This is a genomic window from Paraburkholderia sp. GAS448 (genome assembly GCF_050435685.1).
Taxonomy (GTDB): Bacteria; Pseudomonadota; Gammaproteobacteria; order Burkholderiales; family Burkholderiaceae; genus Paraburkholderia.
On record NZ_JBNDKT010000010.1, the window covers coordinates 112,594 to 137,854 of the forward strand.

Annotated in this window: 23 protein-coding genes; 15 read left to right on the plus strand and 8 right to left on the minus strand. The window is 64.0% G+C overall.

Annotated features, from left to right (window positions below; genetic code table 11):
- Positions 1-34: 34 nt before the first annotated feature.
- Entirely contained in the window at positions 35-1,027 is a 993-nt protein-coding gene (gene speB / locus P3T23_RS19835; protein WP_429317841.1) for an agmatinase, read from the minus strand.
- A gap of 174 nt (positions 1,028-1,201) precedes the next feature.
- Here speB and P3T23_RS19840 point away from each other — a divergent pair, with 174 nt between their 5' ends.
- Positions 1,202-2,137 (plus strand): LysR family transcriptional regulator, encoded by a 936-nt coding sequence (locus P3T23_RS19840; protein WP_429317842.1) that lies wholly within the window; start codon positions 1,202-1,204, stop codon positions 2,135-2,137.
- Here the strand turns inward: P3T23_RS19840 and lolA are convergent.
- Together lolA and P3T23_RS19850 are read right to left on the minus strand one after the other, a co-directional pair.
- The gene (gene lolA, locus P3T23_RS19845) at positions 2,127-2,843 is read right to left on the minus strand and encodes an outer membrane lipoprotein chaperone LolA (protein WP_429317843.1); all 717 of its coding nucleotides are present in this window, start codon (positions 2,841-2,843) and stop codon (positions 2,127-2,129) included. The genes P3T23_RS19840 and lolA overlap by 11 nt on opposite strands.
- An 80-nt stretch (positions 2,844-2,923) precedes the next feature.
- Positions 2,924-5,239 (minus strand): DNA translocase FtsK, encoded by a 2,316-nt coding sequence (locus P3T23_RS19850; protein WP_429317844.1) that lies wholly within the window; start codon positions 5,237-5,239, stop codon positions 2,924-2,926.
- 302 nt (positions 5,240-5,541) lie between these two features.
- On the opposite strand from P3T23_RS19850, the gene trxB reads away from it, so the two are divergent.
- The 3 genes from trxB (at position 5,542) to P3T23_RS19865 (ending at position 8,079) form a co-directional block, all read left to right on the plus strand.
- Positions 5,542-6,540, plus strand: a complete 999-nt coding sequence (gene trxB, locus P3T23_RS19855; RefSeq protein ID WP_429317845.1) for a thioredoxin-disulfide reductase — start codon at positions 5,542-5,544, stop codon at positions 6,538-6,540.
- A 146-nt stretch (positions 6,541-6,686) separates the two neighbouring features.
- On the plus strand, positions 6,687-7,445 hold the full coding sequence (locus tag P3T23_RS19860; protein ID WP_429317846.1) for a Smr/MutS family protein: 759 nt from the start codon (positions 6,687-6,689) through the stop codon (positions 7,443-7,445).
- A 13-nt stretch (positions 7,446-7,458) separates the two neighbouring features.
- Positions 7,459-8,079, plus strand: coding sequence for a trimeric intracellular cation channel family protein (locus P3T23_RS19865; protein ID WP_429317968.1), 621 nt, complete (start codon positions 7,459-7,461; stop codon positions 8,077-8,079).
- A gap of 87 nt (positions 8,080-8,166) precedes the next feature.
- Here P3T23_RS19865 and P3T23_RS19870 read toward each other — a convergent pair whose 3' ends face one another.
- From P3T23_RS19870 to P3T23_RS19885, 4 genes are all read right to left on the minus strand, one after another.
- Positions 8,167-9,285, minus strand: coding sequence for an ABC transporter ATP-binding protein (locus P3T23_RS19870; RefSeq protein WP_429317847.1), 1,119 nt, complete (start codon positions 9,283-9,285; stop codon positions 8,167-8,169).
- A 114-nt stretch (positions 9,286-9,399) separates the two neighbouring features.
- Positions 9,400-10,245 (minus strand): carbohydrate ABC transporter permease, encoded by an 846-nt coding sequence (locus tag P3T23_RS19875; protein ID WP_429317969.1) that lies wholly within the window; start codon positions 10,243-10,245, stop codon positions 9,400-9,402.
- A gap of 1 nt (position 10,246) precedes the next feature.
- A complete protein-coding gene (locus P3T23_RS19880; protein ID WP_429317848.1) occupies positions 10,247-11,185 on the minus strand; it encodes a carbohydrate ABC transporter permease in 939 nt (312 codons plus the stop codon).
- A gap of 200 nt (positions 11,186-11,385) precedes the next feature.
- Positions 11,386-12,633 (minus strand): ABC transporter substrate-binding protein, encoded by a 1,248-nt coding sequence (locus P3T23_RS19885; protein ID WP_429317849.1) that lies wholly within the window; start codon positions 12,631-12,633, stop codon positions 11,386-11,388.
- On the opposite strand from P3T23_RS19885, the gene P3T23_RS19890 reads away from it, so the two are divergent.
- From P3T23_RS19890 to P3T23_RS19905, 4 genes are all read left to right on the plus strand, one after another.
- Positions 12,614-12,955, plus strand: a complete 342-nt coding sequence (locus P3T23_RS19890; RefSeq protein WP_429317850.1) for a hypothetical protein — start codon at positions 12,614-12,616, stop codon at positions 12,953-12,955. The genes P3T23_RS19885 and P3T23_RS19890 overlap by 20 nt on opposite strands.
- Positions 12,956-13,134: 179 nt before the next feature.
- Positions 13,135-14,595 (plus strand): glucose-6-phosphate dehydrogenase, encoded by a 1,461-nt coding sequence (gene zwf, locus P3T23_RS19895; RefSeq protein ID WP_429317851.1) that lies wholly within the window; start codon positions 13,135-13,137, stop codon positions 14,593-14,595.
- Between the two features lie 214 nt (positions 14,596-14,809).
- Complete coding sequence (gene pgl, locus P3T23_RS19900) at positions 14,810-15,514, plus strand: 6-phosphogluconolactonase (protein WP_429317852.1); 705 nt, start codon at positions 14,810-14,812, stop codon at positions 15,512-15,514.
- A complete protein-coding gene (locus P3T23_RS19905) occupies positions 15,492-17,408 on the plus strand; it encodes a bifunctional transcriptional regulator/glucokinase (protein WP_429317853.1) in 1,917 nt (638 codons plus the stop codon). Before pgl ends, P3T23_RS19905 begins: the two co-directional genes overlap by 23 nt.
- Before the next feature lie 163 nt (positions 17,409-17,571).
- On the opposite strand, the gene P3T23_RS19910 is transcribed toward P3T23_RS19905, so the two are convergent.
- On the minus strand, positions 17,572-18,801 hold the full coding sequence (locus P3T23_RS19910) for a Bcr/CflA family multidrug efflux MFS transporter (RefSeq protein WP_429317854.1): 1,230 nt from the start codon (positions 18,799-18,801) through the stop codon (positions 17,572-17,574).
- A 254-nt stretch (positions 18,802-19,055) separates the two neighbouring features.
- Between P3T23_RS19910 and P3T23_RS19915 the strand changes: the two genes are divergently transcribed.
- The 7 genes from P3T23_RS19915 (at position 19,056) to nusB (ending at position 25,188) form a co-directional block, all read left to right on the plus strand.
- The gene (locus P3T23_RS19915) at positions 19,056-19,562 is read left to right on the plus strand and encodes a hypothetical protein (RefSeq protein ID WP_429317855.1); all 507 of its coding nucleotides are present in this window, start codon (positions 19,056-19,058) and stop codon (positions 19,560-19,562) included.
- A 202-nt stretch (positions 19,563-19,764) separates the two neighbouring features.
- Positions 19,765-21,057 (plus strand): glutamate-1-semialdehyde 2,1-aminomutase, encoded by a 1,293-nt coding sequence (gene hemL / locus P3T23_RS19920; RefSeq protein WP_429317856.1) that lies wholly within the window; start codon positions 19,765-19,767, stop codon positions 21,055-21,057.
- 32 nt (positions 21,058-21,089) lie between these two features.
- Positions 21,090-22,211 carry a bifunctional diaminohydroxyphosphoribosylaminopyrimidine deaminase/5-amino-6-(5-phosphoribosylamino)uracil reductase RibD gene (gene ribD, locus P3T23_RS19925; RefSeq protein ID WP_429317857.1) on the plus strand — a complete coding sequence of 374 codons (1,122 nt, stop codon included), beginning with the start codon at positions 21,090-21,092 and terminating at the stop codon, positions 22,209-22,211.
- Positions 22,212-22,227: 16 nt separating this feature from the next.
- The gene (locus P3T23_RS19930; RefSeq protein WP_429317858.1) at positions 22,228-22,842 is read left to right on the plus strand and encodes a riboflavin synthase; all 615 of its coding nucleotides are present in this window, start codon (positions 22,228-22,230) and stop codon (positions 22,840-22,842) included.
- 187 nt (positions 22,843-23,029) lie between these two features.
- Positions 23,030-24,184 carry a bifunctional 3,4-dihydroxy-2-butanone-4-phosphate synthase/GTP cyclohydrolase II gene (gene ribBA / locus P3T23_RS19935; RefSeq protein WP_429317859.1) on the plus strand — a complete coding sequence of 385 codons (1,155 nt, stop codon included), beginning with the start codon at positions 23,030-23,032 and terminating at the stop codon, positions 24,182-24,184.
- 54 nt (positions 24,185-24,238) lie between these two features.
- Entirely contained in the window at positions 24,239-24,757 is a 519-nt protein-coding gene (gene ribH, locus P3T23_RS19940) for a 6,7-dimethyl-8-ribityllumazine synthase (protein WP_133662003.1), read from the plus strand.
- A complete protein-coding gene (gene nusB / locus P3T23_RS19945; RefSeq protein ID WP_133662002.1) occupies positions 24,754-25,188 on the plus strand; it encodes a transcription antitermination factor NusB in 435 nt (144 codons plus the stop codon). The genes ribH and nusB overlap by 4 nt, the downstream gene beginning before the upstream one ends.
- Positions 25,189-25,261: the final 73 nt, after the last annotated feature.

Here is a 25,261-nt window from a genome sequence, read left to right on the forward strand (position 1 = left end):
GATGTGATAAAGCTAAAGCGCCCGCCCGCAAAGTTCAATGCGTCGCTGCCCGATACTCGACGCCTGGCAACACACACAGCAGTTCATACGCGAGATTCGCGCCGAGCAGCGCAGTCGTCCCGAACGGATCGTACGGCGGCGCCACCTCGACCAGATCGCAGCCAACGATGTTCAGTCCATGTGCGCCACGAATGATTTCCAGCGCCTGAGGCACGGTCAGTCCGGCGATTTCGGGCGTACCTGTCCCCGGAGCGAACGCCGGATCGATGCCGTCGATATCGAACGTGATGTACACCGGGCCGTCGCCCATCCGTTCCCGTACACGCGACATCAGCGGCGCCAGTGACTGGTTCCAGCACGCCTCCGCCTGCACCACCTCAAAGCCCTGGTCGCGGCACCAGTCGAAGTCTTCGGCTGCGTAGCCCGTGCCGCGCAGACCGATCTGCACGACGCGCGAGGTATCCAGCAGCCCTTCTTCAACTGCGCGGCGAAACGGCGTGCCGTGGGCAATCTTCTCGCCCATCATGGTGTCGTTGACGTCCGCGTGCGCGTCCACATGAATCAGCCCGACCTTGCCGTACCTGCGATGAATGGCGCGCAGGATCGGTAGCGCGATCGTGTGGTCGCCGCCCAGTGTGATCGGCTTCGTACCGTACTGAAGGATCTCGTCGTACGCCGTTTCGATGCGCGCAATCGAATCGAGCAGGTTATACGGATTGATCGCGACGTCGCCAATGTCGGCAACCCGAAGCGAATCGAACGGTGCGGCGCGCGTCGCCATGTTGTACGGGCGAAGCAGCACGGATTCGGAACGGATCTGGCGCGGACCGAAACGTGCGCCGGTACGGTTCGACGTGCCCAGATCGAACGGCACGCCGACAAAGCACGCGTCCAGACCTTCTGCCGACGCGACGTACGGCAGGCGCATCATCGTCGTGATGCCGCCGCAGCGAGCCATTTCGTTGCCGGAAAGGGGTTGCGGCCGCTCGGCAGTGGCGTCCGGGAAAGCGAAGGAGGAAGGTTTCATCGTGGCTGGCCAATGAAGAAGAAACGGGGAAATCTGGCGGCCAGGGGGAAACCCGATGCGACCCGAGCCGGTTGAATCTTCATTCTTGTGCATTTTCCATCAAGATAAAATGCGAACAGATTAAACTTCACATCGATAAGCATCGATGTATCCGTTTCCACGTCCACCGACCCCATGTTTTCCCAGCTCACCGACCTCGATCTACGGCTAATCCGCGTGTTCCTCGCCATTGTCGATGCAGGCGGCGTCACGCCCGCCCAGGCGACGCTCAACATCGGCCAGTCGACAATCAGCACGCAGCTCGCGACGCTCGAAACGCGGCTCGGCTACAGGCTGTGCGAACGCGGCCGCAGCGGCTTCAGTCTGACGGCGCGCGGCGCGCAGTTCGTCGATGCCGCCCGCACGCTGCTGTCGGCGATCGATACGTTCGGGATGCAGGCGCGCAATGTCGGCAGAAAACTGGTGGGTACGCTTGGCATCGGCATGATCGGCCACACGCCGGTCGCCGCCAGCGCGCGGATCAGCGAGGCAATCCGGCGCTTTCGGACGCGCGACGAGTCGGTGCGCTTCTCGATTCTCGTGCGCTCGCCGGGAGAACTCGAAGAACTGTTGCTGAGCGAGCGCATCCAGGTTGGCATCGGCTACTTCTGGCATCGGGTGCCATCGCTCGAATACACCGAGATCTTCGCCGAAGACCAGCTCGCTTACTGCGCAAAGGACCATCCGCTCTTCGCGCAGGCTGGCAACGTGACCCCCGCCGACGCCGCGCAGCACGGGTGGGCGTGGCGCAGCTATCCGTTGCCGGAGGCTGGCAGTTCGACCACGCCGCAAAACGTGACCGCCGTTGCCGACAACATGGAGGCCGTCGCAATGCTCGTGCTGTCAGGCTGCCATCTCGGCTATCTGCCCGAACATTACGCGGCTCGGTATCTGAAGGAAGGTTTGCTCGCGGCGCTGAACCCGGAACAGATGCGCTACCGCGTCGCGTTTCATATGGTCACGCGGGCGCGGCAGCATCGGACAGACATCGTCGAAGCATTCATCGACGACATGCAAGCCGCGCATTCATCACGCGGCGAGGAAGAAAGCCAGACGCCGGTCAGCCGTTGATGAGGTCCGCGCCCTTCGGCACCGTAAACTTGAACTGATCTGCCGGAAGCGACGGATTCTTCTGGATGTTCGAGAAAGTCAGGAGCGTCACGTTGCCGAACACGTCGTGCAATTCCATCGCTTCGAGATTGCCGTCGCGAAAACCGATGCCGACGCGCTGGAACTGCGTATCCTTCGACTTCGGCGTCAGTTCGAGCCAGTCGATGCCGTCCTTCACGCCCGCGTCGCGCAGCGTGAAGTTCTTTTCAAGGTCGTTGCTGCCGAACAGGATCGCCGCCGGGCTCGCGCCGAGCGCGCCGCCGAGCTTGCGTACCGTCACCTGGTTCAGATCCTTGTCATACACGTAGAGCTTGTCGCCGTCCGCCTGCAGCAGTTGCTGGTACGGCTTTTCGTACGACCAGATGAACTTGCCGGGCCGCGCGAACAGGAACGTGCCGCTCGAGGTGCCGCCGCTCGACATCGCCGGCATCGCGTCGCTCGCGCCCTGTGCGTTCTTCGGCGCCTTGATCTCGCGCTGCACGAAGGTACCGCGCGCCGCATGAACCTGCGCGACGAAGGCTTTCAACTGTTCGGTGCCGCTCGCAAAAGCCTGCGACGCGAACAGAACCTGCGCGCCGATCACGACGCCGCCGATACCCCGCACGACCGTGCGAACCAGTTGGCCCAAATGGCGGGGACGGGCAGTCTGCCCGGCGTATTGCTGCATATCATTCTCCATACATGGAATCAGAGGCGGCGACGCGACGGCGCCAGGAAGCAAGGTCGCGCCGCGGCGGTCTTTGGCGGTCAGTCGGCCTCGCGGACCGGCACGAGAATCTCGCGATTGCCGTTCGACGACATCGCGGAAACGATCCCTGACTGCTCCATCTGCTCGAGCAGCCGCGCAGCGCGGTTGTAGCCGATGCGCAGGTGCCGCTGCACCAGCGAGATCGACGCCCGACGGTTTTTGGTCACGATTTCGACCGCCTGATCGTAAAGAGGGTCCGACTCGCCACCGTCCGCGCCGCTTCCCGCGCCCCCTGCGGAGCCCTCGTCGCCTTCGCCTGCGAGGCCGCCTTCGAGGATGCCCTCGATGTAGTTCGGCTCGCCCTGCTCCTTGAGTTTGTCGACGACGCGATGCACTTCCTCGTCAGACACGAACGCGCCGTGAACGCGCACGGGCAAACCGCTGCCGGGCGGCAGATACAGCATGTCGCCCATGCCGAGGAGCGATTCCGCACCCTGCTGGTCGAGAATCGTGCGCGAATCGATCTTGGACGACACCTGGAAGGCCATCCGCGTCGGCACGTTCGCCTTGATGAGGCCCGTGATCACGTCCACCGACGGCCGCTGCGTGGCGAGAATCAGGTGGATACCGGCGGCGCGCGCCTTCTGCGCAATCCGCGCGATCAGCTCCTCCACCTTCTTGCCAACCACCATCATCAGATCGGCGAGTTCGTCGATCACAACGACGATGTTCGGCAGCCGCGTCAGCGGTTCCGCATCATCCGGCGTCAGGCTGAACGGATTCGGAATCTTTTCCTCGCGTTTGGCCGCTTCGTCGATCTTGTTGTTGTAGCCGCCGAGATTACGCACACCGAGCTTGCTCATCAGCTTGTAGCGGCGCTCCATTTCGGCAACTGCCCAGTTCAGCGCATGGCCGGCCTGGCGCATGTCGGTGACAACCGGGCACAGCAGATGAGGAATGCCTTCATAGACGCTCATTTCGAGCATCTTCGGATCGATCAGGATCATGCGGACCTGCTCGGCGCTCGCCTTGTACAGCAGCGACAGGATCATCGCGTTGATCCCGACCGACTTGCCCGAACCGGTCGTACCCGCGACCAGCAGGTGAGGCATCTTGGCCAGATCGGCGCAGACCGGCTTGCCGCCGATATCCTTGCCGAGGCCCATGGTGAGCGGCGAGGCAGCGTCGGCATAAACCGCCGAGCCGAGGATCTCCGACAGGCTCACGGTCTGGCGGCGCTGGTTCGGCAATTCGAGCGCCATGAAATTCTTGCCCGGAATCGTCTCCACCACCCGAATCGACACCAACGACAGCGAGCGCGCCAGATCCTTCGCCAGGCCGACGATCTGGCTACCCTTCACGCCGGTGGCCGGTTCGATCTCGTAGCGCGTGACAACCGGCCCCGGATACGCGGCGACCACGCTCACTTCGACGCCGAAATCCTTCAGCTTCTTCTCGATCAGCCGGGAGGTGAATTCGAGCGTGTCGGCGGAAATGGTTTCCTGGGCAGCCGGCGCGGCATCGAGCAGCGAGATGGGCGGCAAGGTCGAATCGCCCGGCAGGTCGGTGAACAACGGCACCTGGCGCTCTTTCTCGACGCGCTCCGATTTGGCCGGCGTGACGACGGGCGGCACGATCATGACCGGCTCGTGTTCCTCGATCCGCACGCGCCCCTGCTCGACCTTGCCTTCGCGCTTCACTGCGGCCGCTTCGCCGAGCTTGCGGTCGCGGCCTGCCTCGCGGCGCAACCTGGCGAGCGTCACGGCGGAAATGATCGATTCGCCGACGCGCTCGCACACCGACAGCCACGAAAACCGGAAATACAGCGACAACCCGATCGCAAGCGCGATCAGAAGCGCGAGCGTGCCACCCGTGAAACCGAGCGCGTGCGAAACACCACGCGCAACCGCTTCGCCGATCACGCCACCGGGGGCGCGCGGCAACGGCACCTTCAGCGACCACATGCGAAGCGCCTCCAGGCCGTTGCTGGAAAGCAGCACGAGGACGAACGCGGACGCTTCCGCGATCCAGGTCGTGTCGCGCGGCGCGTCTTCAGGCAGCGCCTCGTGGTTCGTGATGCGGCGGTAGTTGGCGGAGATTCGCCGCGCCAGCAGGACGACCCACCAGTACGCGGACAGGCCGAAGAGCAGCAGCAGAATGTCGGAAGTCCAGGCGCCGACGCGGCCTGCCCAGTTGGAAATGTGGTCAACCTGCGCAGCGTGGGTCCAGCTCGGATCGCGCCGGGAATAGCTGACGAGCGCCATCAACAGGAAGACGCCGAGCGCGACCTGCAAGATCCAGCGGATTTCGGTGAAGAGGCGCGACATGCGATGCGGCAATGCCTGCGCGTTCGCGGAATAGGTAGCTTTTGCCATTGATCCTGTTGCGTGTGCGGCCCGGAACGGGGTGCGCGGCCGCCATTCGTTCGATCGAACCTATTGTAAACGCAGTGCCGCATCCAGGGCTGTAAATGACGGTAACCGTTGCCAGCCGGCCTGCTCCCCGCTTGCGCAGCCCCGCCGCCCTGCGGCCGGGGCTATCGCGCCGATGATAAAGCTTCATGAAGCAGCCGCTGGCCCCCACCTTTATAATGTTGCGCTGATACCCATCTACTGCTTCGAAACAAGTCACCCGGCCTCGCACTGGCGAGCCAGACGCTTTTAAACGGATTTCGATCATGCCCGCACCCACGAAACACGCCAAGGTTCTGATTCTCGGTTCCGGCCCCGCCGGCTATACCGCCGCTGTCTACGCCGCGCGCGCCAACCTGTCGCCGGTGCTCGTCACGGGCCTCGCGCAGGGCGGCCAGCTGATGACCACGACCGACGTCGAAAACTGGCCGGCCGATCCGAGCGGCGTGCAGGGTCCGGAACTGATGCAGCGTTTTCTGGATCACGCCGAGCGCTTCAACACCGAGATCATCTTCGACCACATCCACACGGCGAAGCTGGACGAGAAGCCGATTCGCCTCATCGGCGATTCAGCCGAATACACCTGCGATTCGCTGATCATCGCGACTGGTGCGTCGGCGCAGTACCTGGGCCTCGCGTCGGAAGAGGCGTTCATGGGGCGCGGCGTGTCCGCCTGCGCGACCTGCGACGGGTTCTTCTACAAGCAGCAGCACGTCGCCGTGGTCGGCGGCGGCAATACGGCTGTCGAAGAAGCGCTGTACCTCGCCGGCATCGCGAAGAAGGTGACGGTCATCCATCGCCGCGACAAGTTCCGCGCCGAGCCGATCCTGATCGACCGCCTGCTGGAGAAGGAAAAGGAAGGCGTCGTCGACATCAAATGGAATCACGTGCTCGACGAAGTGAAGGGCAACGACGGCGGCGTCAACGGCCTGCGCATCAAGCACACGAAGACCGGCGAAACCACCGACATCGACCTGCAGGGCCTGTTCGTCGCGATCGGTCACAAGCCGAACACGGACATCTTCGAAGGCCAGCTGGAGATGAAGAACGGCTACATCATCACGAACGGCGGCCTGAGCGGCAACGCAACCGGCACAAGCGTGCCGGGCGTGTTCGCGGCCGGCGACGTGCAGGATCACGTGTACCGTCAGGCGATCACGAGCGCAGGCACGGGCTGTATGGCCGCGCTCGACGCACAGCGCTATCTGGAAACCATCGATGGTGGAATCGGCGAACACGTGATGAGCGCGGAAGCCGACCGGTAAAATAGCGACAGGGCGCTTCCCCGACGCATAGAAAGGGCCGCGGCCGCGAGGCAAGCGGCCCTTTTTGCATCCGGCGCCCGGCGATGGCTTCCACCCGGAAGCGATCGCGCGACGATCCAACCGTAGCTGCAGCGCGACTTACCGTCATGCCGAAAAACCTGCCTCATCCAAGCGAACCCAAACGCCCGCGCACTGCCGCGCCCCGCCCCGCCGAGACACCCAGCGCGCCAGCGAAGCCGTTGCCTGAACCCGCCGCGGGACTCGCCGGCCTCGGCGCACTGCGCGACGCGCTGAAAGGCGAGGCGCAAAAGCGCGAGCGTCAGCGCGTCGCCGCCGTAGCAGCGCAACGCGAAGCCTCGGCCGACGCCGAACTGTTCCGCCGCGAGATCGGCGGTGTCGCGCCGCTTGCCGTCCCGCCGCGCGCGACGCAGCCGCGCAACCCGCCCGCGCCGCTGCCCGTCCAGACGAAGCTCGACGAAGAGGCCGTCCTTCACGAGGCCATCTCGGACGAATTCGATCCCGAGATCCTGCTCGATACGGATGAAACGCTGTCGTATTGCCGCCCCGGCGTGAGCCAGGAAGTGGTGCGCAAGCTGCGCCGCGGATCATGGATCGTGCAGGCGCAACTCGACCTGCACGGCATGCGTCGCGAGGAAGCCCGCGAGGCGCTGGCCGAATTCATCCGCGAGTCGGTGAAGCGTGGGCTGCGCTGTCTGCGCGTGATTCACGGCAAGGGGCTCGGCTCGGTCGGCAAGGAGCCCGTGCTGAAGGGCAAGGTCCGCGCCTGGCTCGTGCAGAAAGCAGAAGTGATCGCCTTCTGTCAGGCGCGTCCGCATGATGGCGGCGCCGGCGCCGTGCTCGTCCTGCTGCAGCCGGGCGCCGCGCCCGCCCAACCCAGACCCTGACGGAGCGCCGGTGATTCACCCAAGGCTCACGCTGGCGCTGACCATCATGGAAGCGCTGGCCATTTTTGCGTACGCGATCTCCGGCTTCATCGAGGCGCGCACGCGGCGCCTCGACGCGGTCGGCACATTCCTCGTCGCCATCGCGACGGCGTTCGGCGGCGGCACCGTACGCGATGTGCTGCTCGAACGGCGACCCTTCTACTGGGTTCAGCATCAGGACTACGTGATCGTGATCTTCGCGCTGTCGATCTTCGCGCCGATATTGTTGAAAGCGATCTCGCGGGTGGTCTCGGAGCGCATGCTGCTGATCGCCGATGCGATCGGGCTCGGGCTCTTCAGCGTGACCGGCACGTCGCTCGCGCTCGATGCGCAGATGCCGTGGTTCACGTCGGTGATGATGGGCGTGTTGACGGGCGTATTCGGCGGCGTCATTCGCGACGTGCTGTGCAACGAAGTGCCGCTGATCCTGCGCGATTCACGGCCCTATGCCACGTGTGCGTTCGTGGGCTGCTGGATCTATCTGCTGCTCGATTACATCAATTTCGACACCATTTATAGCGTGCTGATCGGCACCGGCTTCATCCTTGTTGCACGGCTGGTCACCTACAAACTGAACGTGCGACTGCCACATTAGAGGCGTCACATGCAAAAGGGCAGGCCCCGATGCGTTTCCGAACGCATCGGGGCCTGCCTTGCTTCTCGCGATAAGCGGGGTTCGAGCTTAGGCGATCCGCTCTTCGTTCGCCGGATCGAACAACACCGCCTTCGACACATCGAACAGCAGCGTCATCGGTTGCGTCGGCTGCGGGTTGGACCCCGGGTGCACGCGGCTCACGATCCGTTTGCCATTCACCTGCGCAAACACCAGCGTGTCCGGACCTGTCGGCTCGATCACGTCGACGTTCACCTCGATCGGCTGTAGCTGGCCGCCTTCCACGTTGTGCGCATGGCGTGCGTCGGTGATGCGCTCCGGGCGCAGGCCGAGAATCACTTCGCGGCCTACATGCGACTTCAGCTTCGCCGTGTCGAACGGCAGGTTCAGCACGCCGCGCGTCGCGCCGGTATCGAGTTCGATGCCGACGCCCGCGCCCTGCTCCACCAGCTTGCCCTGGATGAAGTTCATCGGCGGCGCGCCAATGAAGCCCGCGACAAACAGGTTCGACGGCGAATCGTAGATCTCCTGCGGGGCGCCGAACTGCTGCACGATACCGTCCTTCATCACCGCGATGCGGTCGCCAAGCGTCATCGCTTCGATCTGGTCGTGCGTCACGTAGACGATCGTCGTGCCGAGGCGTTGATGCAGCAGCTTGATTTCCGAGCGCATCTCGATACGCAGCTTGGCATCGAGGTTCGACAACGGCTCGTCGAACAGGAACATCACCGGATCGCGCGCGAGCGCGCGGCCCATCGCCACGCGCTGACGTTGACCGCCCGACAGCTGGCCGGGCTTACGGTCGAGCAGATGCTGGATCTGCAGGGTGTTCGATACGCGATCGACGATCTGCGTCTGTTCGGTCTTCGGCACCTTGCGGATGTTCAGACCGAACGAGATGTTCTCGCGGACCGTCATCGACGGATACAGCGCGTACGACTGGAACACCATGGCGATGTCGCGATCTTTCGGCGACAGGTTGTTCACCGTCTTGCCGTCGATCTGGATGTCGCCCTTCGTCACGGTCTCGAGGCCGGCGATCATGTTGAGCAGCGTCGATTTCCCGCAGCCCGAGCCGCCCACGAGAATCAGGAACTGGCCGTCTTCGATGTCGATGTTGACACCCTTCAGGACCGGCACCCCGTTCGGGTAGGTCTTGTACACGTCACGGATGGAAAGGCTTGCCATGCTGTGATTCCTCTAGTCTCTGGTACTGCGTCTCTTGCGTCCCGCCGATGCCGGCTGGATGCCCTGTTCGGGCCGCCGGCGCATCGTGTGCGCGGGCGGCGTTCTTAAGTCTCGTCAGCCCTTTACCGCGCCCGCCGTCAGGCCACGCACGAAGTAGCGGCCAGCGATGATGTAGACGAGCAGCGTGGGCAGCGCGGCAATGATCGCGCCGGCCATGTCGACGTTGTATTCCTTCACGCCCGTCGACGTATTCACGAGGTTGTTCAGCGCCACTGTGATCGGCATCGAGTCGACGCCGGAGAACACGATACCGAACAGGAAGTCATTCCAGATCTGCGTGAACTGCCAGATCAGGCAGACCATGAAGATCGGCAGCGACACCGGCAGCAGGATCTTCGTGAAGATCGTGAAGAAGCCCGCACCGTCGATACGCGCTGCCTTCACGAGCTCAGCCGGAATGCTCACGTAGAAGTTGCGGAAGAACATCGTCGTGAACGCGATGCCGTAGATGACGTGCACGACCACGAGGCCGGTAATACTATTCGACAGACCGAGCATGCCTTCGAGGCGCGCCATCGGCAGCAGGATCGCCTGGAACGGAATGAAGCAGCCGACCAGCAGCATCGTGAAGATCGGATCGGCGCCGCGGAAGCGCCAGTGCGTGAGCACATAGCCGTTGAACGCGCCGATGATCGACGAGATCAGCACGGCCGGAATCACCATCCGCACCGAGTTCATGAAGAACGGCTGCATGCCGTCGCAGCGCACGCCGGTACATGCCCCGCTCCATGCCTTGATCCAGGGCGCGAAGGTCCAGGTGGTCGGCGGTGTCAGCAGGTTGCCCGTGCGCAGCTGGTCGATGTCCTTGAACGACGTCGACAGCATCACATACAACGGAAACAGGAAGTACAGCGCGAACAGAACCAGCGCCGCATAAATGACGGCACGGCTTAACGTCATCTTAGGCATTGCGGGTGCTCCTCGATTCCAGATACATCAGCGGCACGAGCACGGCCACAACGGTAGCGAGCATCATGATCGACGACGCTGCGCCGACGCCAAGCTGCCCGCGGTTAAACGAAAACGTGTACATGAAGATGGCCGGCAGCGACGACGACGTCCCCGGACCGCCCGCCGTCAATGCGACGACAAGGTCGAAGGTCTTGATCGTGATGTGACAGAGAATCAGCAGCACCGAGAAGAACACCGGTCGCATGCTCGGAATCACGATCTTGCGATAGATGGTGGGCAAGCCCGCGCCGTCCATCTGCGCGGCCTTGAAGATTTCAGCGTCGACGCCGCGCAGGCCAGCCAGGAAAAGCGCCATCACGAAACCCGTCGACTGCCAGACGGCCGCGATCACCACACAGAAGATCGCCTTGTCCGGGTCGCCCAGCCAGGTGAACGAGAAGCTCGTCCAGCCCCAGTCGTGGAACACCTTTTCGAGGCCGAGACTCGGCGTCATGATCCATTGCCACGCGGTGCCGGTCACGATGAACGACAGCGCCATCGGGTACAGGAACACGGCGCGCAGCGCGCCTTCATTACGGATCTGCTGGTCGAGCAGGATGGCCAGGAAAAGCCCCAGCCCGATGCAGATGCCGATGAACGGAATGCCGAACCAGCCGAGGTTCGCAGCCGACGTCCAGAACACGTCGTTATCGAAGAGCTCCCGATACCGGTCGAGGCCGGCGAATTCATAGCGTGGCATCAGTCGCGAAGTGGAGAGCGACAGATAGCCGGTAATCAGGATAAAGCCATACACAAAGATGAGGCTGATTACGACGCTGGGTGCGAGCACCAGCTTCGGAATCCAGCGATCGGCGAGCGCCGACATCGGCGACGTGCGGCGGGTAACGGAGGCCGTCTTCTTCCCGTTTCCGCTGATAGAAGCAGTCACTACTCGACTCCTGCTGAAACTGTGCCGCCAGGTGAGCGCGCCTACCGCACGCGGTGCCCTGCCGGCTCAGGTATGACCCTACGTGAGCTTGTCCGCAAAACCCTGCGGTCAAGCCGTGTTGCCTGAAGGGCGCGCTTCACGCCTGCGTGGACAGGCGGTGAAGCGCGCCGCTGCGCCTGCTTCGCGCTTTACTTCGCGCGTTACTTCGTCTTCGCTGCCTTCGCGAGCGCTGCGACTGCGGTCTTCGAATCCTGCTGCGAGTTCATGAACTTCGTGACGACGTCGGAGATCGCACCGGCAGCTGCATCCGGTTGGGCCATGCCGTGCGCCAGCGAAGGAACATAGCCGCCCGACTTGATGGCGATCTGTTCATCCGCGTACGACTTCTTCGCGCAATCGTCGAACTTGTCCATCGGCACGCCGAGGCGGACCGGGATCGAACCCTTGTACAGGCTGAACTGCTCCTGGAACTCCGGCGACATGATCGTCTTCGCGAGCGCGAGCTGACCCGGCGTTGCCGCCTTCTGGCCCTTCTGCTGGAAGAACACGAACGAGTCGACGTTGAACGTATAAGCCTTTTCCGTGCCCGGCACTGCGGCGCAGACATAGTCCTCACCGGACTTCTTGCCGGCGTTGGCGAATTCGCCCTTCGCCCAGTCGCCCATGAACTGCATGCCAGCCTTGCCGTTGATGACCATCGCCGTGGCGAGGTTCCAGTCACGGCCGGTACGGCCTGCGTCGAAGTAGCCCTGGATCTTGCGGACCGTGTCGAACACGCCAACCATCTTGTCCGAGGTCAGCGTCTTCTCGTCGAGATCGACCAGCGCCTTCCTGTAGAAGTCCGCGCCCTGCGACAGCACGACGTCTTCCCACAGCGTCAGGTCCTGCCACGGCTGGCCGCCCATCGCGATCGGCTGGATGCCGGCTGCCTTCATCTTGTCAGCGACGGCGAAGAACTCAGGCCACGTGGTCGGGACCTTGCCGCCTGCCTTCTCGAGCGCAGCCTTGTTGATGTACAGCCAGTTCACGCGGTGCACCGAGAACGGCGCGCCGACATAGTGGCCGTCCGCGCGCATGATCTTGTCGATTTCCGGCGGCAGGTTCTTCTTCCAGTCGCCAGCTGCTGTATCGATCGGCACCAGCACGCCTTGCTGCGCCCATTCCTGGATCAGCGGCCCCTTGATCTGGGCCGCGCTCGGCGCGTTACCCGAGATCACCTGCGTCTTGAGTGCCGTCATGGCTGCCGCACCTGCGCCGCCCGCGACCGCGAAGTCTTTCCACGTGTAACCCTGCTTCGTCATGTCGTCCTTCAGGACGCCGACGGCCTTCGATTCGCCGCCCGAAGTCCACCAGTGCAGCACTTCGACCGACTCGGCCGCCTGCACAGCCGACACGCCACACATCAGACCTGCGGCGCACAGAGCGCCCATGATCGCGCGAAATTTCATTGCTTATCTCCTCCAGACACCTGAAAAAAAACGGATGCCCCTGGTTGGACAGGGTGCGGTGGTTGGTCAAACAGGCAAAACAAGGGCGGTCGAACGTCGGGCAGCCGATGCGTGTGCATGGCCGGCGCACCGGAATCCGGCCGCTGGACGCTCAAGAGATGAGTGGTTCTGGATGCAACTGACTGTCTCCTCTTCTGGTTTTTGCCTGCTCGCTGTGGCGCGCTGCAGACTCGAGGGCGGGCCGCACATGAAGCTGGATACCCGCTTGCAGCAAGCCGGCTGGAAGACCCGCCAGACCATGCTGAAACGCAATGTCCATTAACATGCAAGGACGCTTCGCTGATTCGGGAAAACGCGTATCTCGCCATGCAGCGCACGCTTTTTTATTCGAATTAGCGTTACCTCTTGATTTGGATTGTAGTTAAACTACAATTCAGTGTCAAAAAAAATTTTATCGGACTACGGTCGCTTGTCGCGGCCCCAGGACATCGACGGAGACCCATGCAAACCGATTCAAGTTTCACCTTCGTTCTCTTCGGCGGAACCGGCGACCTGTCGATGCGCAAGATCCTGCCGGCACTGTATGAAGCGCACCGTGCAGGCATGCTCGCGGCAAGCGGCAGGATCGTGGCGGTCACGCGTCATGAGGAAGACCGCGACAGTTATCTGCAGTGGGTCAACGAACACGTCAAGGCGCATGTCTCGAAGGAGGGTCTCGATGAGGCCGCGTGGGCGAGCTTTCTCGAGCGCATCGTCTATGTGAAGCTCGACCTGGGCAAAGCCGAAGACTTCACGGTGCTGCGCGATGCGGTGAGCAACCTGCCCGGCATCCGCGTGTTCTATCTCGCGACGGGTCCGTCGCTGTTCGTGCCGATCTGTCGTGCGCTCGCCTCGGTCGGGCTCAACGAAAACGCCCGCATCGTGCTGGAAAAGCCGCTCGGCTACGACCTGCGTTCATCGAACGCGATCAACGATGCAGTCGGCGAAATCTTCGCGGAAGAACAGATCTACCGGATCGACCATTACCTCGGGAAAGAGCCGGTGCAGAACCTGCTCGCGCTGCGTTTCGGCAATGCGCTCTTCGAGCCGCTGTGGCGTCGCGAGTGGGTCGAAAGCATTCAGATTACGATCGCGGAAGAACTGGGTGTCGAAGCCCGCGGCGATTTCTACGACAATACCGGCGCGCTGCGCGACATGGTGCAGAACCATTTGCTGCAGCTGCTCTCGATTGTCGCGATGGAGCCGCCGCATTCGATGGATTCCGATTCGGTCCGCGATGAAAAGCTGCGCGTGCTGCGCGCGCTGAAACCGGTCGAGCCAAACGAGATCGGCAAGGTTGCCGTGCGAGGCCAGTATCATGCCGGCGGAATCCGTGGCACGCCGGTGCCGGGCTATACATCCGAACCTGGCGTCAAGCCGGAAAGCACGACGGAAACCTTCGTCGCGCTGAAGGTGGAAATCGAGAACTGGCGCTGGTCCGGCGTGCCGTTTTTTCTGCGCACCGGCAAGCGGCTCGCGGATCGCGTGGCGGAGATCGTCGTCAATTTCCGTCCGGTGCCGCATTCGGCGCTCGGACCAACGGCCCTCCGTCCAGGTGCGAACCGTCTTGTCATCCGTCTGCAGCCGAACGAGACGATTCGTCTGTATTGCCTTGCCAAGCAGCCCGGCGAAGGCATGAACCTGGCAAGCGTCCACCTCGATCTCGCGTTCGACCGGTTCTTCCGCGAAGGCCAGATGGAGGCGTATCAGCGTCTGTTGCTCGACGTGATCAACGGCCGCCTCGCGCTCTTCGTGCGACGTGACGAACAGGAAGCCGCATGGCGCTGGGTCGAGCCGATCCTGAATGAGTGGAGTAGTTCGCACAAACCGCCGAAGCCGTATGCGGCGGGCACCTGGGGGCCGGCGGCAGCGAGTGCGATGCTCGCGCAGCATGGCACCTGCTGGCTGGAAGAAGAGAACTGACGTCGCGGTAACGGCGAGGGCGCGTACGGCTTTCGCACGACCTCGCCTGGCGCGACGCCGCATTGGTGAAATATTGAAGCGGGTTGAACCGGACCTGCAGCAGCCCCGCAGCGCACAAGCCTGAAGTGACGGCATGAGGTGATTGCCTGAAGGCCGCGGCGGGAAACGGTCGACGTACACCCGTAGACCAACAAGAAAGCAGCATGGAGGAGAAGTGATCGAGCTTCACGCTTTCGACGACCCGCGCGCCCAATCCGACGCGCTGGCGAAAGCGGTGGGTGACGCGTTACATGCGTCGCTTGCCGCACCGGCGACCGCGTCCCAGACCGGCGCGCGCCGCGCGACGCTTGCAGTGTCCGGCGGCACCAGTCCGCGCCCGTTCCTGCAGACGTTGTCGACTCAACCTTTCGACTGGGCGCACATCGACGTGACGCTGGTCGACGACCGCTGGGTGCCGGAAACGGACAACGCCAGCAATGCGCGCCTCGCCCACGAAACACTGCTTCAGCACGCCGCGCGCGATGCCGCCTTCTGGCCGCTCGTCGATACGACGCAGCAACTCGACGCTCACATCGCGCTGCTCAACGCCGACCCGTTGCGCCGCGTGCCGGACGTCGCGGTGCTCGGCATGGGCGAAGACGGTCATACGGCATCGATCTTCGCGGACGCGCCCGAGTGGGATCACGCGATCACCACGCCAGAGCGCTTCGTTGCCGTGCACCCGGGCAACGCGCCGCATGCGCGTGTGAGCTGGTCGCTTTCCGCGTTGCAACAGGTGGGGCATCTGTATCTGCTGATCGCCGGACCGCGCAAGCTCGACGTGCTGCAAGAGGCAGCGGCTGCGCCACAAAAAAATGCCATCTCGAAGTTGGCAAACGACAAGGGAGTGAGACTCGATGTCTACTGGTGTGCAAACTAAGTCTGTCCCGGGCGCGGGCCAGCACGCCGATGGACCGAGGCTTCTCGCCGACATCGGTGGTACGAATGCGCGCTTCGCCCTCGAGACGGGCCCGGGCGAAATCGCCAACGTGCTGGTGTACCCGTGCGCCGACTATCCCGGCGTCGCCGAAGTCATCAAGAAGTACCTGAAGGACACGAAGATCGGCCGCGTGAATCACGCAGCCATTGCGATTGCGAATCCGGTCGACGGCGATCAGGTCAGCATGACCAATCACGACTGGACCTTTTCGATCGAAGCGACGCGCCGCGCACTCGGCTTCGACACGCTGCTGGTCGTCAACGACTTCACCGCGCTTGCGATGGCATTGCCGGGACTCACGGACTCGCAGCGCGTGCAGGTAGGGGGCGGCCAGCGCCGGCCGAACAGCGTGATCGGCCTGCTCGGTCCGGGCACGGGTCTCGGCGTGTCGGGCCTCATCCCCGCCGACGACCGCTGGATCGCGCTCGGCAGCGAAGGCGGTCACTCCACGTTCGCGCCGTCCGACGAACGCGAAGACATCGTGATGCAGTACGCGCGCAAGAAGTGGTCGCATGTATCGTTCGAACGTGTGGCGGCAGGCCCCGGTCTCGAACTGATCTATCGCGCTCTCGCGGCACGGGACAAGAAGCGCGTGGCGGCATCGGTCGATACGTCCGAGGTCGTCAAGCGCGCGCTCGAGGGCGAGCCGCTCGCCGCTGAAACGGTCGACTGCTTCTGCGGCATTCTCGGCACCTTCGCGGGCAACATCGCGGTGACGCTCGGCTCGCTCGGCGGCATCTATATCGGCGGCGGCGTCGTGCCGCGGCTGGGCGACCTGTTCGCGCGCTCGTCGTTCCGCAAGCGCTTCGAGGCGAAGGGCCGCTTCGAAGCGTATCTGTCGAACGTGCCCACGTATGTGATTACCGCGCAGTATCCGGCGTTTCTCGGCGTGTCGGCGATTCTTGCCGAGCAGCTTTCGAATCGCGCCGGCGGCAGTTCGTCGGCCGTGTTCGAGCGCATCCGTCAGATGCGCGATGCGCTCACGCCTGCTGAAAGGCGCGTCGCCGATCTCGCGCTGAATCATCCGCGCTCGATCATCAACGATCCGATCGTCGATATCGCGCGCAAGGCCGATGTGAGCCAGCCGACGGTGATCCGCTTTTGCCGCTCGCTCGGCTGCCAGGGTCTGTCCGATTTCAAGCTGAAACTTGCGACGGGCCTGACCGGCACGATTCCGGTCAGCCACAGCCAGGTGCATCTGGGCGACACCGCGACCGACTTCGGCGCGAAGGTGCTCGACAACACGATCTCGGCGATCCTGCAGTTGCGCGAGCATCTGAACTTCGAGCATGTCGAGCGCGCCATCGATCTGTTGAATGGCGCACGGCGGATCGAGTTCTACGGGCTTGGCAATTCGAACATCGTCGCGCAGGACGCACACTACAAGTTCTTCCGCTTCGGCATCCCAACGATTGCCTACGGCGATCTGTACATGCAGGCCGCATCGGCCGCCTTGCTCGGCAAGGGCGATGTGATCGTGGCCGTGTCGAAATCGGGCCGCGCGCCCGAGTTGCTGCGCGTGCTCGAAGTCGCGATGCAGGCGGGGGCGCAGGTGATCGCGATCACGTCGAGCAATACGCCGCTCGCGAAACGCGCGACTGTCGCGCTGGAAACCGATCACATCGAGATTCGCGAATCGCAGCTGTCGATGATTTCGCGCATCCTGCATCTGGTGATGATCGACATACTCGCGGTCGGCGTGGCAATCCGGCGCGCGATGCCGGATGCCGAAGTCAGCGAAGCCGTCACGAAAGTACGCGAGGGCGCCGACGACGATACCACCGCGGTGCTCGACTGGCTAAGCCACGGGGCGGCATCTTCGGCGAAGGAGTGAGCGGGTTTTTCCGCGGGGCTTCCTGCAGTAAAAAAGCGCCCGGCCTGATGAAGGCCGCGGCGCTTTTTTACTGCTGTCTCATGGTTCTGCGAGTGCCCGCCACGGGCGAGGACACCATCATTCTCCGGCCATTGCTCGAGACCTTGCGGTGCGCCGCGAACCGCTAGTTTTGGCTCACCCGCACGCCGGGCAACGGCCGCCCATGCCAGCGGATGACGAGACACCGCCCTACGTAACAGAGCAGCCCCGCGACGCCGATCGTCGCGCCCATGCCCTTCGGCGTCCCGCCCTGCCAGAGTCCGACCGCGACGCTCGCAACCGCGCCGAGCGCTAGCTGCATCGCGCCGAACACGGCCGCCGCCGCGCCGGCGTTGCGCGGATAGCGGTGCATCAACTCGGTCGTGCAGTTGGCTGCCAGCACACCCACCACGCCGACCACGAAGAACAGCCCCGCAACGATCGACCACAAGCCGCCCCACCCCGTCAGGCAAACGAGCGCCACGAACAGCGACGCCACGGTGCTGATCGCCGCGGCAAACGAGATGATCGGCAGCGGGCCGAGCCGGCCGACAAACCGGGTGTTCAGGAAGTTACCTGACATGATGCCGATGATGTTCAGGCCGAACAGAAACCCATAGTGCTGCGCCGACACATGGAAATACTCGATGTACACGAACGGCGTTGCCGTGATGTACGCGAACATCGACGCGAACGCCATGCCGCCGCACAGCATGTGCCCCCACGCAACCGGATCGCGCAGCAGCTTGCCGTACGCCGCGAACGATTGCAGCACCGCCGAGCTCGCGCGTTTTTCACGCGGCCAGGTTTCCGGCACGCGCAGGAATGCGGTCACAGCGCAGACGGCGCCGAAGATCGTCAGCGTCACGAATACGGCACGCCAGCCGCCCAGGAGGAGCAACTGGCCACCGATCAGCGGCGCAAGCAATGGCCCGATCGACGTCACGATTGCCAGCATCGACAGCACGCGGGCGGCATCGGTCGGCTCGTGGGCATCGCGGGCGATCGCGCGCGCGAGCACTGAAGCCGCGCCCGCGCCCAGCGCCTGCACGAAGCGAAACAACATCAGCGAGCCGATCGAGAACGACAGCGCGCACGCGACGCTGGCAAGCACGTACATCACGATCCCGCCGAGCAGCACCGGCCGCCGGCCGAACGAATCCGACAACGGGCCGTACAGCAGCATGCCGATCGAAAAGCCGAACATGAAGCTCGTCAGCGTCGACTGCGCCGCGCCCGCCGCCACCGAGAACGCCTGGGCGATCGACGGCAGGCTCGGCAGATACATGTCGATGGAGATCGGCCCACATGCGGCAAGCGCACCGAGCAACAGAATCAGCCGGCCATCGGGCCGGCGTCTGACGACGTGAGACATGGGAATCCGAAAGAAGCGGCTCGACCGCACAGATGGCGAACCATGAGAAACAACAGCGATGACAGCGCCCCAATTGTACGCGACGTCCGGACAGACGGCAGTGATCGTTCCCCGCAAGGGGACTCCCGGCGTCGGTCCGCTGCATTTGCCGCCTTTACGGTGTATACCGCCCGGATAAACTGCCGTGTTGGCCGCTCGCTTGCGCAGCTTTTCTGCTACGTTTCGCTGCACCGTCCGCGATTCCTGAACCCGCAATGACTGCCTTCCTGCTGATCTGGAGCCCCAAGAAATGGCCGTGGCCCGAACTGCCTGACGTGGCGAAGCGCGTGGCCGCCGGCGAGGCGGTGACCGACGTCTGGGGCTGCGGCTTCGCGCGCAGCATCCTGCCCGGCGACCGCGTGTTCCTGCACCGGGTGGCGCAGGAGCCGAGGGGCATCTTCGGCTCCGGTTACGTCATGCGGGCCCCATACGAAGTCCGTGATCCGGCGACAAAGCGCGGCTACCGGCTGTGCATCGACTTTGTGTACGACTGGCTCGCCGATGCCCACGAGGGCGTGGTAATCCCGCGCGAAGGGCTCCGCGCGCACCCTTTCTCGGTCCAGACGTGGGATGCGCAGAGCTCAGGCACCTCGATCAAGCCGATCGCGGAAGGCGCGCTCGAAAAACGCTGGGCCGAGCTGACCGGCAGGCGCCCGCGCCCGCAGCCAGCCCTTCCGGCCGGCCCGACGAGATCGACCAAAGCCGGCCTCACTACGTCCTGACGGCGGATCTGCGGCAGCAATCACCCGCACCACCCGTCTCGTCAGGCTCGCAGCCTTCGCACGCGCGACTCCGGTACAATTTCAGATATCCATCCAGCCGCCGCAATGCGTGCGACCGGCGGACAAGCCGCCCGCCGCTTCTGGCATCGCGCGCTTCTGTGCTTTCCGATCAGGCAGATCACAACAGGCAGGTCCAAAGTCCATGTCCAGCAATTCCAGGAACGAAGCTCTCTTCGAACGCGCCCAGCTCACCATCCCGGGCGGCGTCAATTCGCCCGTGCGCGCCTTCCGTTCGGTCGGCGGCACGCCGCGCTTCATCGAACGCGCAGAGGGCGCGTACTTCTGGGACGCCGACGGCAAGCGCTACATCGATTACATCGGCTCCTGGGGACCGATGATCGTCGGCCATGTGCATCCGGAAGTGCTCGAAGCGGTCCAGCGCGCGCTCGTGAACGGCTTCTCGTTCGGCGCGCCGACGGAATCCGAAGTCGAAATCGCCGAGGAAATCTGCAAGCTGGTGCCGTCGATCGAACAGGTCCGCATGGTATCGAGCGGCACGGAAGCGACGATGAGCGCACTGCGCCTCGCCCGCGGCTTTACCAACCGCAGCCGCATCGTCAAGTTCGAAGGCTGCTATCACGGCCATGCGGACAGCCTGCTCGTGAAGGCCGGCTCGGGTCTCCTGACGTTCGGCAATCCGACGTCGGCGGGCGTGCCGGCCGATATCGCGAAGCACACTACCGTTCTCGAATACAACAACGTCGCGGAACTCGAAGAAGCGTTCAAGGCGTTCGGCAACGAGATCGCTTCGGTGATCGTCGAGCCGGTCGCGGGCAACATGAACCTCGTGCGCGCAACGCCTGAATTCCTGTCCGCGCTGCGCCGCCTGTGTACCCAATACGGCGCCGTGCTGATCTTCGACGAAGTGATGTGCGGCTTCCGTGTCGCCCTCGGCGGCGCGCAGCAGGTATACGGCATCACGCCGGACCTGACGTGCCTCGGCAAGGTGATCGGCGGCGGCATGCCGGCTGCCGCATTCGGCGGCCGCCGCGACATCATGGCTCACCTCGCGCCGCTTGGCGGCGTGTATCAGGCGGGCACACTGTCGGGCAATCCGATCGCGGTCGCGGCAGGTCTGAAGACGCTGCAGCTGATCCAGGCGCCCGGCTTCTACGACCGGCTCAGCGCGCAGACGGCGCGCCTCGTGAAGGGCCTCGCCGACACGGCCCGCGAAGCGAAGGTGCCGTTCGCGGCGGATTCGCTTGGCGGCATGTTCGGCCTGTATTTCACCGATGCGATCCCCGCGAGCTTTGCGCAGGTCACGAAGAGCGACGTGCCGCGTTTCAACGCGTTCTTCCACAGGATGCTCGACGCAGGCGTGTACTTCGCACCATCGGCCTACGAAGCGGGCTTTGTGTCGATCGCCCACGACGACGCGATCATCGACGAAACCCTCGCCGCCGCGCGCAGTGCCTTTGCTGCGCTCGCTGCCTGAACCTGGTCCGACCTGAAACCGACACGACGCCGATGTTCTCGCAAACCGATTTCATCCATATGGAACGCGCGCTCGCCCTTGCGAAGCGCGGCATGTACACGACCGACCCGAACCCGCGCGTCGGCTGTGTGCTGGTGAAGAACGGCGAAGTAATCGGCGAAGGCTTCACCCAGCCGGCAGGCCAGGACCATGCCGAAATACGCGCGCTGAAGGACGCGCGCTCGCGCGGCCACGATTCGCGCGGCGCGACTGCTTACGTCACGCTCGAGCCATGCAGCCACTTCGGCCGCACGCCGCCGTGCGCGCACGCGTTGATCGACGCGCAGGTCGAGCGCGTGATCGCCGCGATGGAGGACCCGAATCCGCAGGTGTCCGGACGCGGTCTCACGATGCTGCGCGATGCTGACATCGAGGTGCGCTGCGGGCTGCTCGCCAATGAAGCGCGCGAACTGAACATCGGCTTCGTGTCACGCATGACGCGCGGCCGCCCGTGGGTGCGGATGAAGGTCGCGGCATCGCTCGACGGGCGCACCGGCCTGCCCTCGGGCGAAAGCCAGTGGATCACCGGCGAGGCCGCGCGCGCCGACGGCCATGCATGGCGCGCCCGTGCGTCGGCGATTCTGACCGGCATCGGCACCGTCAAGGAAGACAATCCACGCATGACCGTGCGCGCTGTCGATACGCCACGCCAACCCAAACGCGTGCTGATCGACAGCCAGCTCGACGTGCCGCTGGAAGCACAGATCCTCGCCGGCGCGCCGACGCTGATCTTCTGCGGCAATCTCGACGAACGTCACGCCGAGCGCGCCGCGGCGCTGCGCGACCGCGGCGCAGAAATCGTTCAGCTCGCGAATGCCAGCGGCAAGGTCGATCTGCCGGCCATGCTGAAAGTGCTTGGCGAGCGGGGCGTCAACGAATTGCACATCGAAGCGGGCTACAAGCTGAACGGCTCGCTGCTGCGCGAGGGCTGCGTCGACGAACTGCTCGTCTACCTTGCACCGAGCCTGCTTGGCGTGGACTCGATGAGCATGTTCAATCTCGTTGCTCCGGCCTCGCTCAGCGGCCGTGTGCAGCTGCAATTTCATACGGTCGACCGGATCGGCGACGACCTGCGGATTCTCGCGCGGCTCGTGCCGCATGAACCTTCGCACTGAACAAGGAACCAGCACGATGTTTACAGGAATCGTCGCGGCGGTCGGCCGCATCGAATCAGTCACGCCGCTCGGCAATGCAGGCGATGCGGGCGTACGTCTGTCGATCGACGCCGGAAGCCTCGACCTCGAGGACGTCCAGCTCGGCGACAGCATCACCGTTCAGGGCGCGTGCATGACGGTCATCGAAAAGACCGCGCACACGTTCGACGTCGACGTCTCGCGCGAGAGCCTGAACTGCACGGCGGGCCTCGGTCAAACCGGCGAAGTCAACCTCGAAAAGGCACTGCGCGCACATGACCGGCTGGGTGGACATATCGTCTCCGGTCACGTCGACGGTCTGGGCACGGTTACGCATTTCGCGCCGGTCGGCGAATCGCACGAACTGCGCGTGCTGGCCCCGCGTGAGATCGGCCGCTATCTTGCCTACAAAGGCTCGATCACCGTCAACGGCGTGAGCCTGACCGTCAATTCGGTCAAGGACGTGGACGGCGGCAGCGAATTTTCGATCAACCTGATTCCGCATACGGTTCAGGTCACGACGCTCAAGAACCTCAAATCAGGCAGCCAGGTCAACCTGGAAATCGACCTGATCGCGCGGTACGTCGAACGGATGATGAACGCGCCGAAATAACGGCTGCGAGGCACTCCGTGCCGCGGGTTTTCGCGCGACACCGCGGCTGGCCGGCACTTCTTGTCGGACAGCTTACGCGTCGCCCTGCATCCGCCGCTACTGGCCGAACGGGCTATGCCGTCCGGCCAGTGGCGACGCGCCCGTCCGCGTGGCGTAAAATACGCGCTTTCCCGACATTCTCGCCAACATGACGCTCGCCTCCACACTTGAGATCATCGCCGAACTGAAAGCCGGCCGGATGGTGATACTCGTCGACGAAGAAGACCGCGAAAACGAGGGCGACCTGGTGATCGCCGCCGAATTCGTCACGCCGGAAGCGATCAATTTCATGGCCCGCTACGGCCGTGGCCTGATCTGCCTGACGCTTACGCAGGAGCGCTGCAAGCAGCTCAACCTGCCGCTCATGACGTACCGCAACGGCACGCAGTACGGCACGGCGTTCACCGTCAGCATCGAGGCGGCCGAGGGCGTGACCACCGGCATTTCCGCAGCGGATCGCGCCCGCACCATCGCCACCGCCGTTGCGCACGACGCGCGCGCGGAGCATATCGTCCAGCCGGGCCACGTCTTCCCGATCATGGCCCAACCCGGCGGCGTGCTGGTGCGCGCCGGCCACACGGAGGCCGGCTGCGATCTCACAGCGCTCGCGGGTCTCACGCCGGCCGCGGTGATTTGCGAAGTCATCAAGGACGACGGCACGATGGCGCGCCTGCCCGACCTGATCGAATTCGCTCAGGAACACGGCCTGAAGGTAGGCACGATCGCCGACCTGATCCACTACCGCAGCCGCACCGAATCGATCGTCGAGCGCATTTGCGAACGCACAATGCAGACCGCTCACGGCCCCTTCCGCGCCGTCATGTACCTCGACCAGCCAAGCGGCTCGCCGCATATCGCGCTGGTCCGCGGCACCCCCACGCCGGAGCGCGATACGCCCGTGCGTGTGCACGAACCGCTTTCGGTGCTGGACCTGCTGGAAGTCGGCGCCTCGACGCACTCGTGGACGCTGGACGCCGCGATGAAAGAAATCGCCGAGCGCGATCTCGGCGTGGTCGTACTGCTGAATTGCGGCGACACGAAAGACCACCTGATCGACGTGTTCAAGGCCTTCGACGAGAAAGAGCGCGCCGAAGCGCTGAAGCGTCGTCCGGTCGATTTCAAGACCTACGGCATCGGCGCGCAGATCCTGCGCGAACTGGGTGTCGGCAAGATGCAGGTTCTGTCGAACCCGCGCAAGCTGGGCACCATGTCGGGCTACGGGCTCGAGGTTACGGGCTTCGTGCCGATGCCCGGCAGCAAGTCGGCGAACTGCCCGCCTGGCTCCGCGCAAACGCAAGGCTGATCACCCGGATACTCACCGCTCACCCGCGCCCCTCCCAAACACTACGGATCACATATGGAAATCGGACAATACCAACCGAATCTCGACGGTGACGGCCTACGCATCGGCATCGTCCAGTCGCGCTTTAACGAACCCGTCTGCAACGGCCTCGCCGACGCCTGCATCGAAGAACTCGAACGCCTCGGCGTGACCGGCGAAGATGTCCTGCTCGTCACTGTGCCGGGCGCACTGGAAATTCCGCTTGCGCTGCAAAAGCTCGCCGAAAGCGGCCAGTTCGACGCGCTGATCGCGCTCGGCGCGGTGATCCGCGGCGAAACGTACCACTTCGAGCTCGTATCGAACGAAAGCGGTGCGGGCATTACGCGCATCACGCTCGACTTCGGTGTGCCGATCGCGAACGCCGTGCTCACCACGGAAACCGACGAACAGGCCGTCGCGCGCATGACCGAAAAGGGTCGCGACGCAGCTCGTGTGGCGGTCGAGATGGCGAATCTCGCGGTCGCGCTGGAACAGCTCGACGGCGATGACGACGACGAAGATGAAGACGAGGAAGACGAAGAGGAACGGGCATGAAGAGCGCTCGCAGACGTTCCCGCGAACTGGCCACGCAAGGTCTGTATCAGTGGCTGCTGTCGGGTGCGCCCGCCGGTGAAATCGACGCGCAGCTGCGCGGCGCACAGGGCTTCGACAAGGCCGACCACGAACATCTGGACGCATTGCTGCACGGCGTGATCCGCGATTCCGAAGCGCTGTCGGCTGACCTGACGCCGTGCCTCGACCGCCCGATCGACCAGCTCTCGCCGGTTGAACGCGCGGTGCTGCTCGTTGCTGCGTTCGAACTGAAGAATCACATCGACATTCCGTACCGCGTTGTGATCAACGAGGCCGTCGAACTCGCCAAGACTTTCGGCGGCGCAGATGGATACAAATACGTGAACGGCGTGCTGGACAAGCTGTCGGTGCAACTGCGCGCGGCCGAAACGCAGGCGGCCCGCAAGCGCTGATCCGCCGCGGCGGTGGCTGGGTCACCGCGCTGGATGTGGACGTGAGGCCGGCAAGGTCCGGCACCGCCCGGCT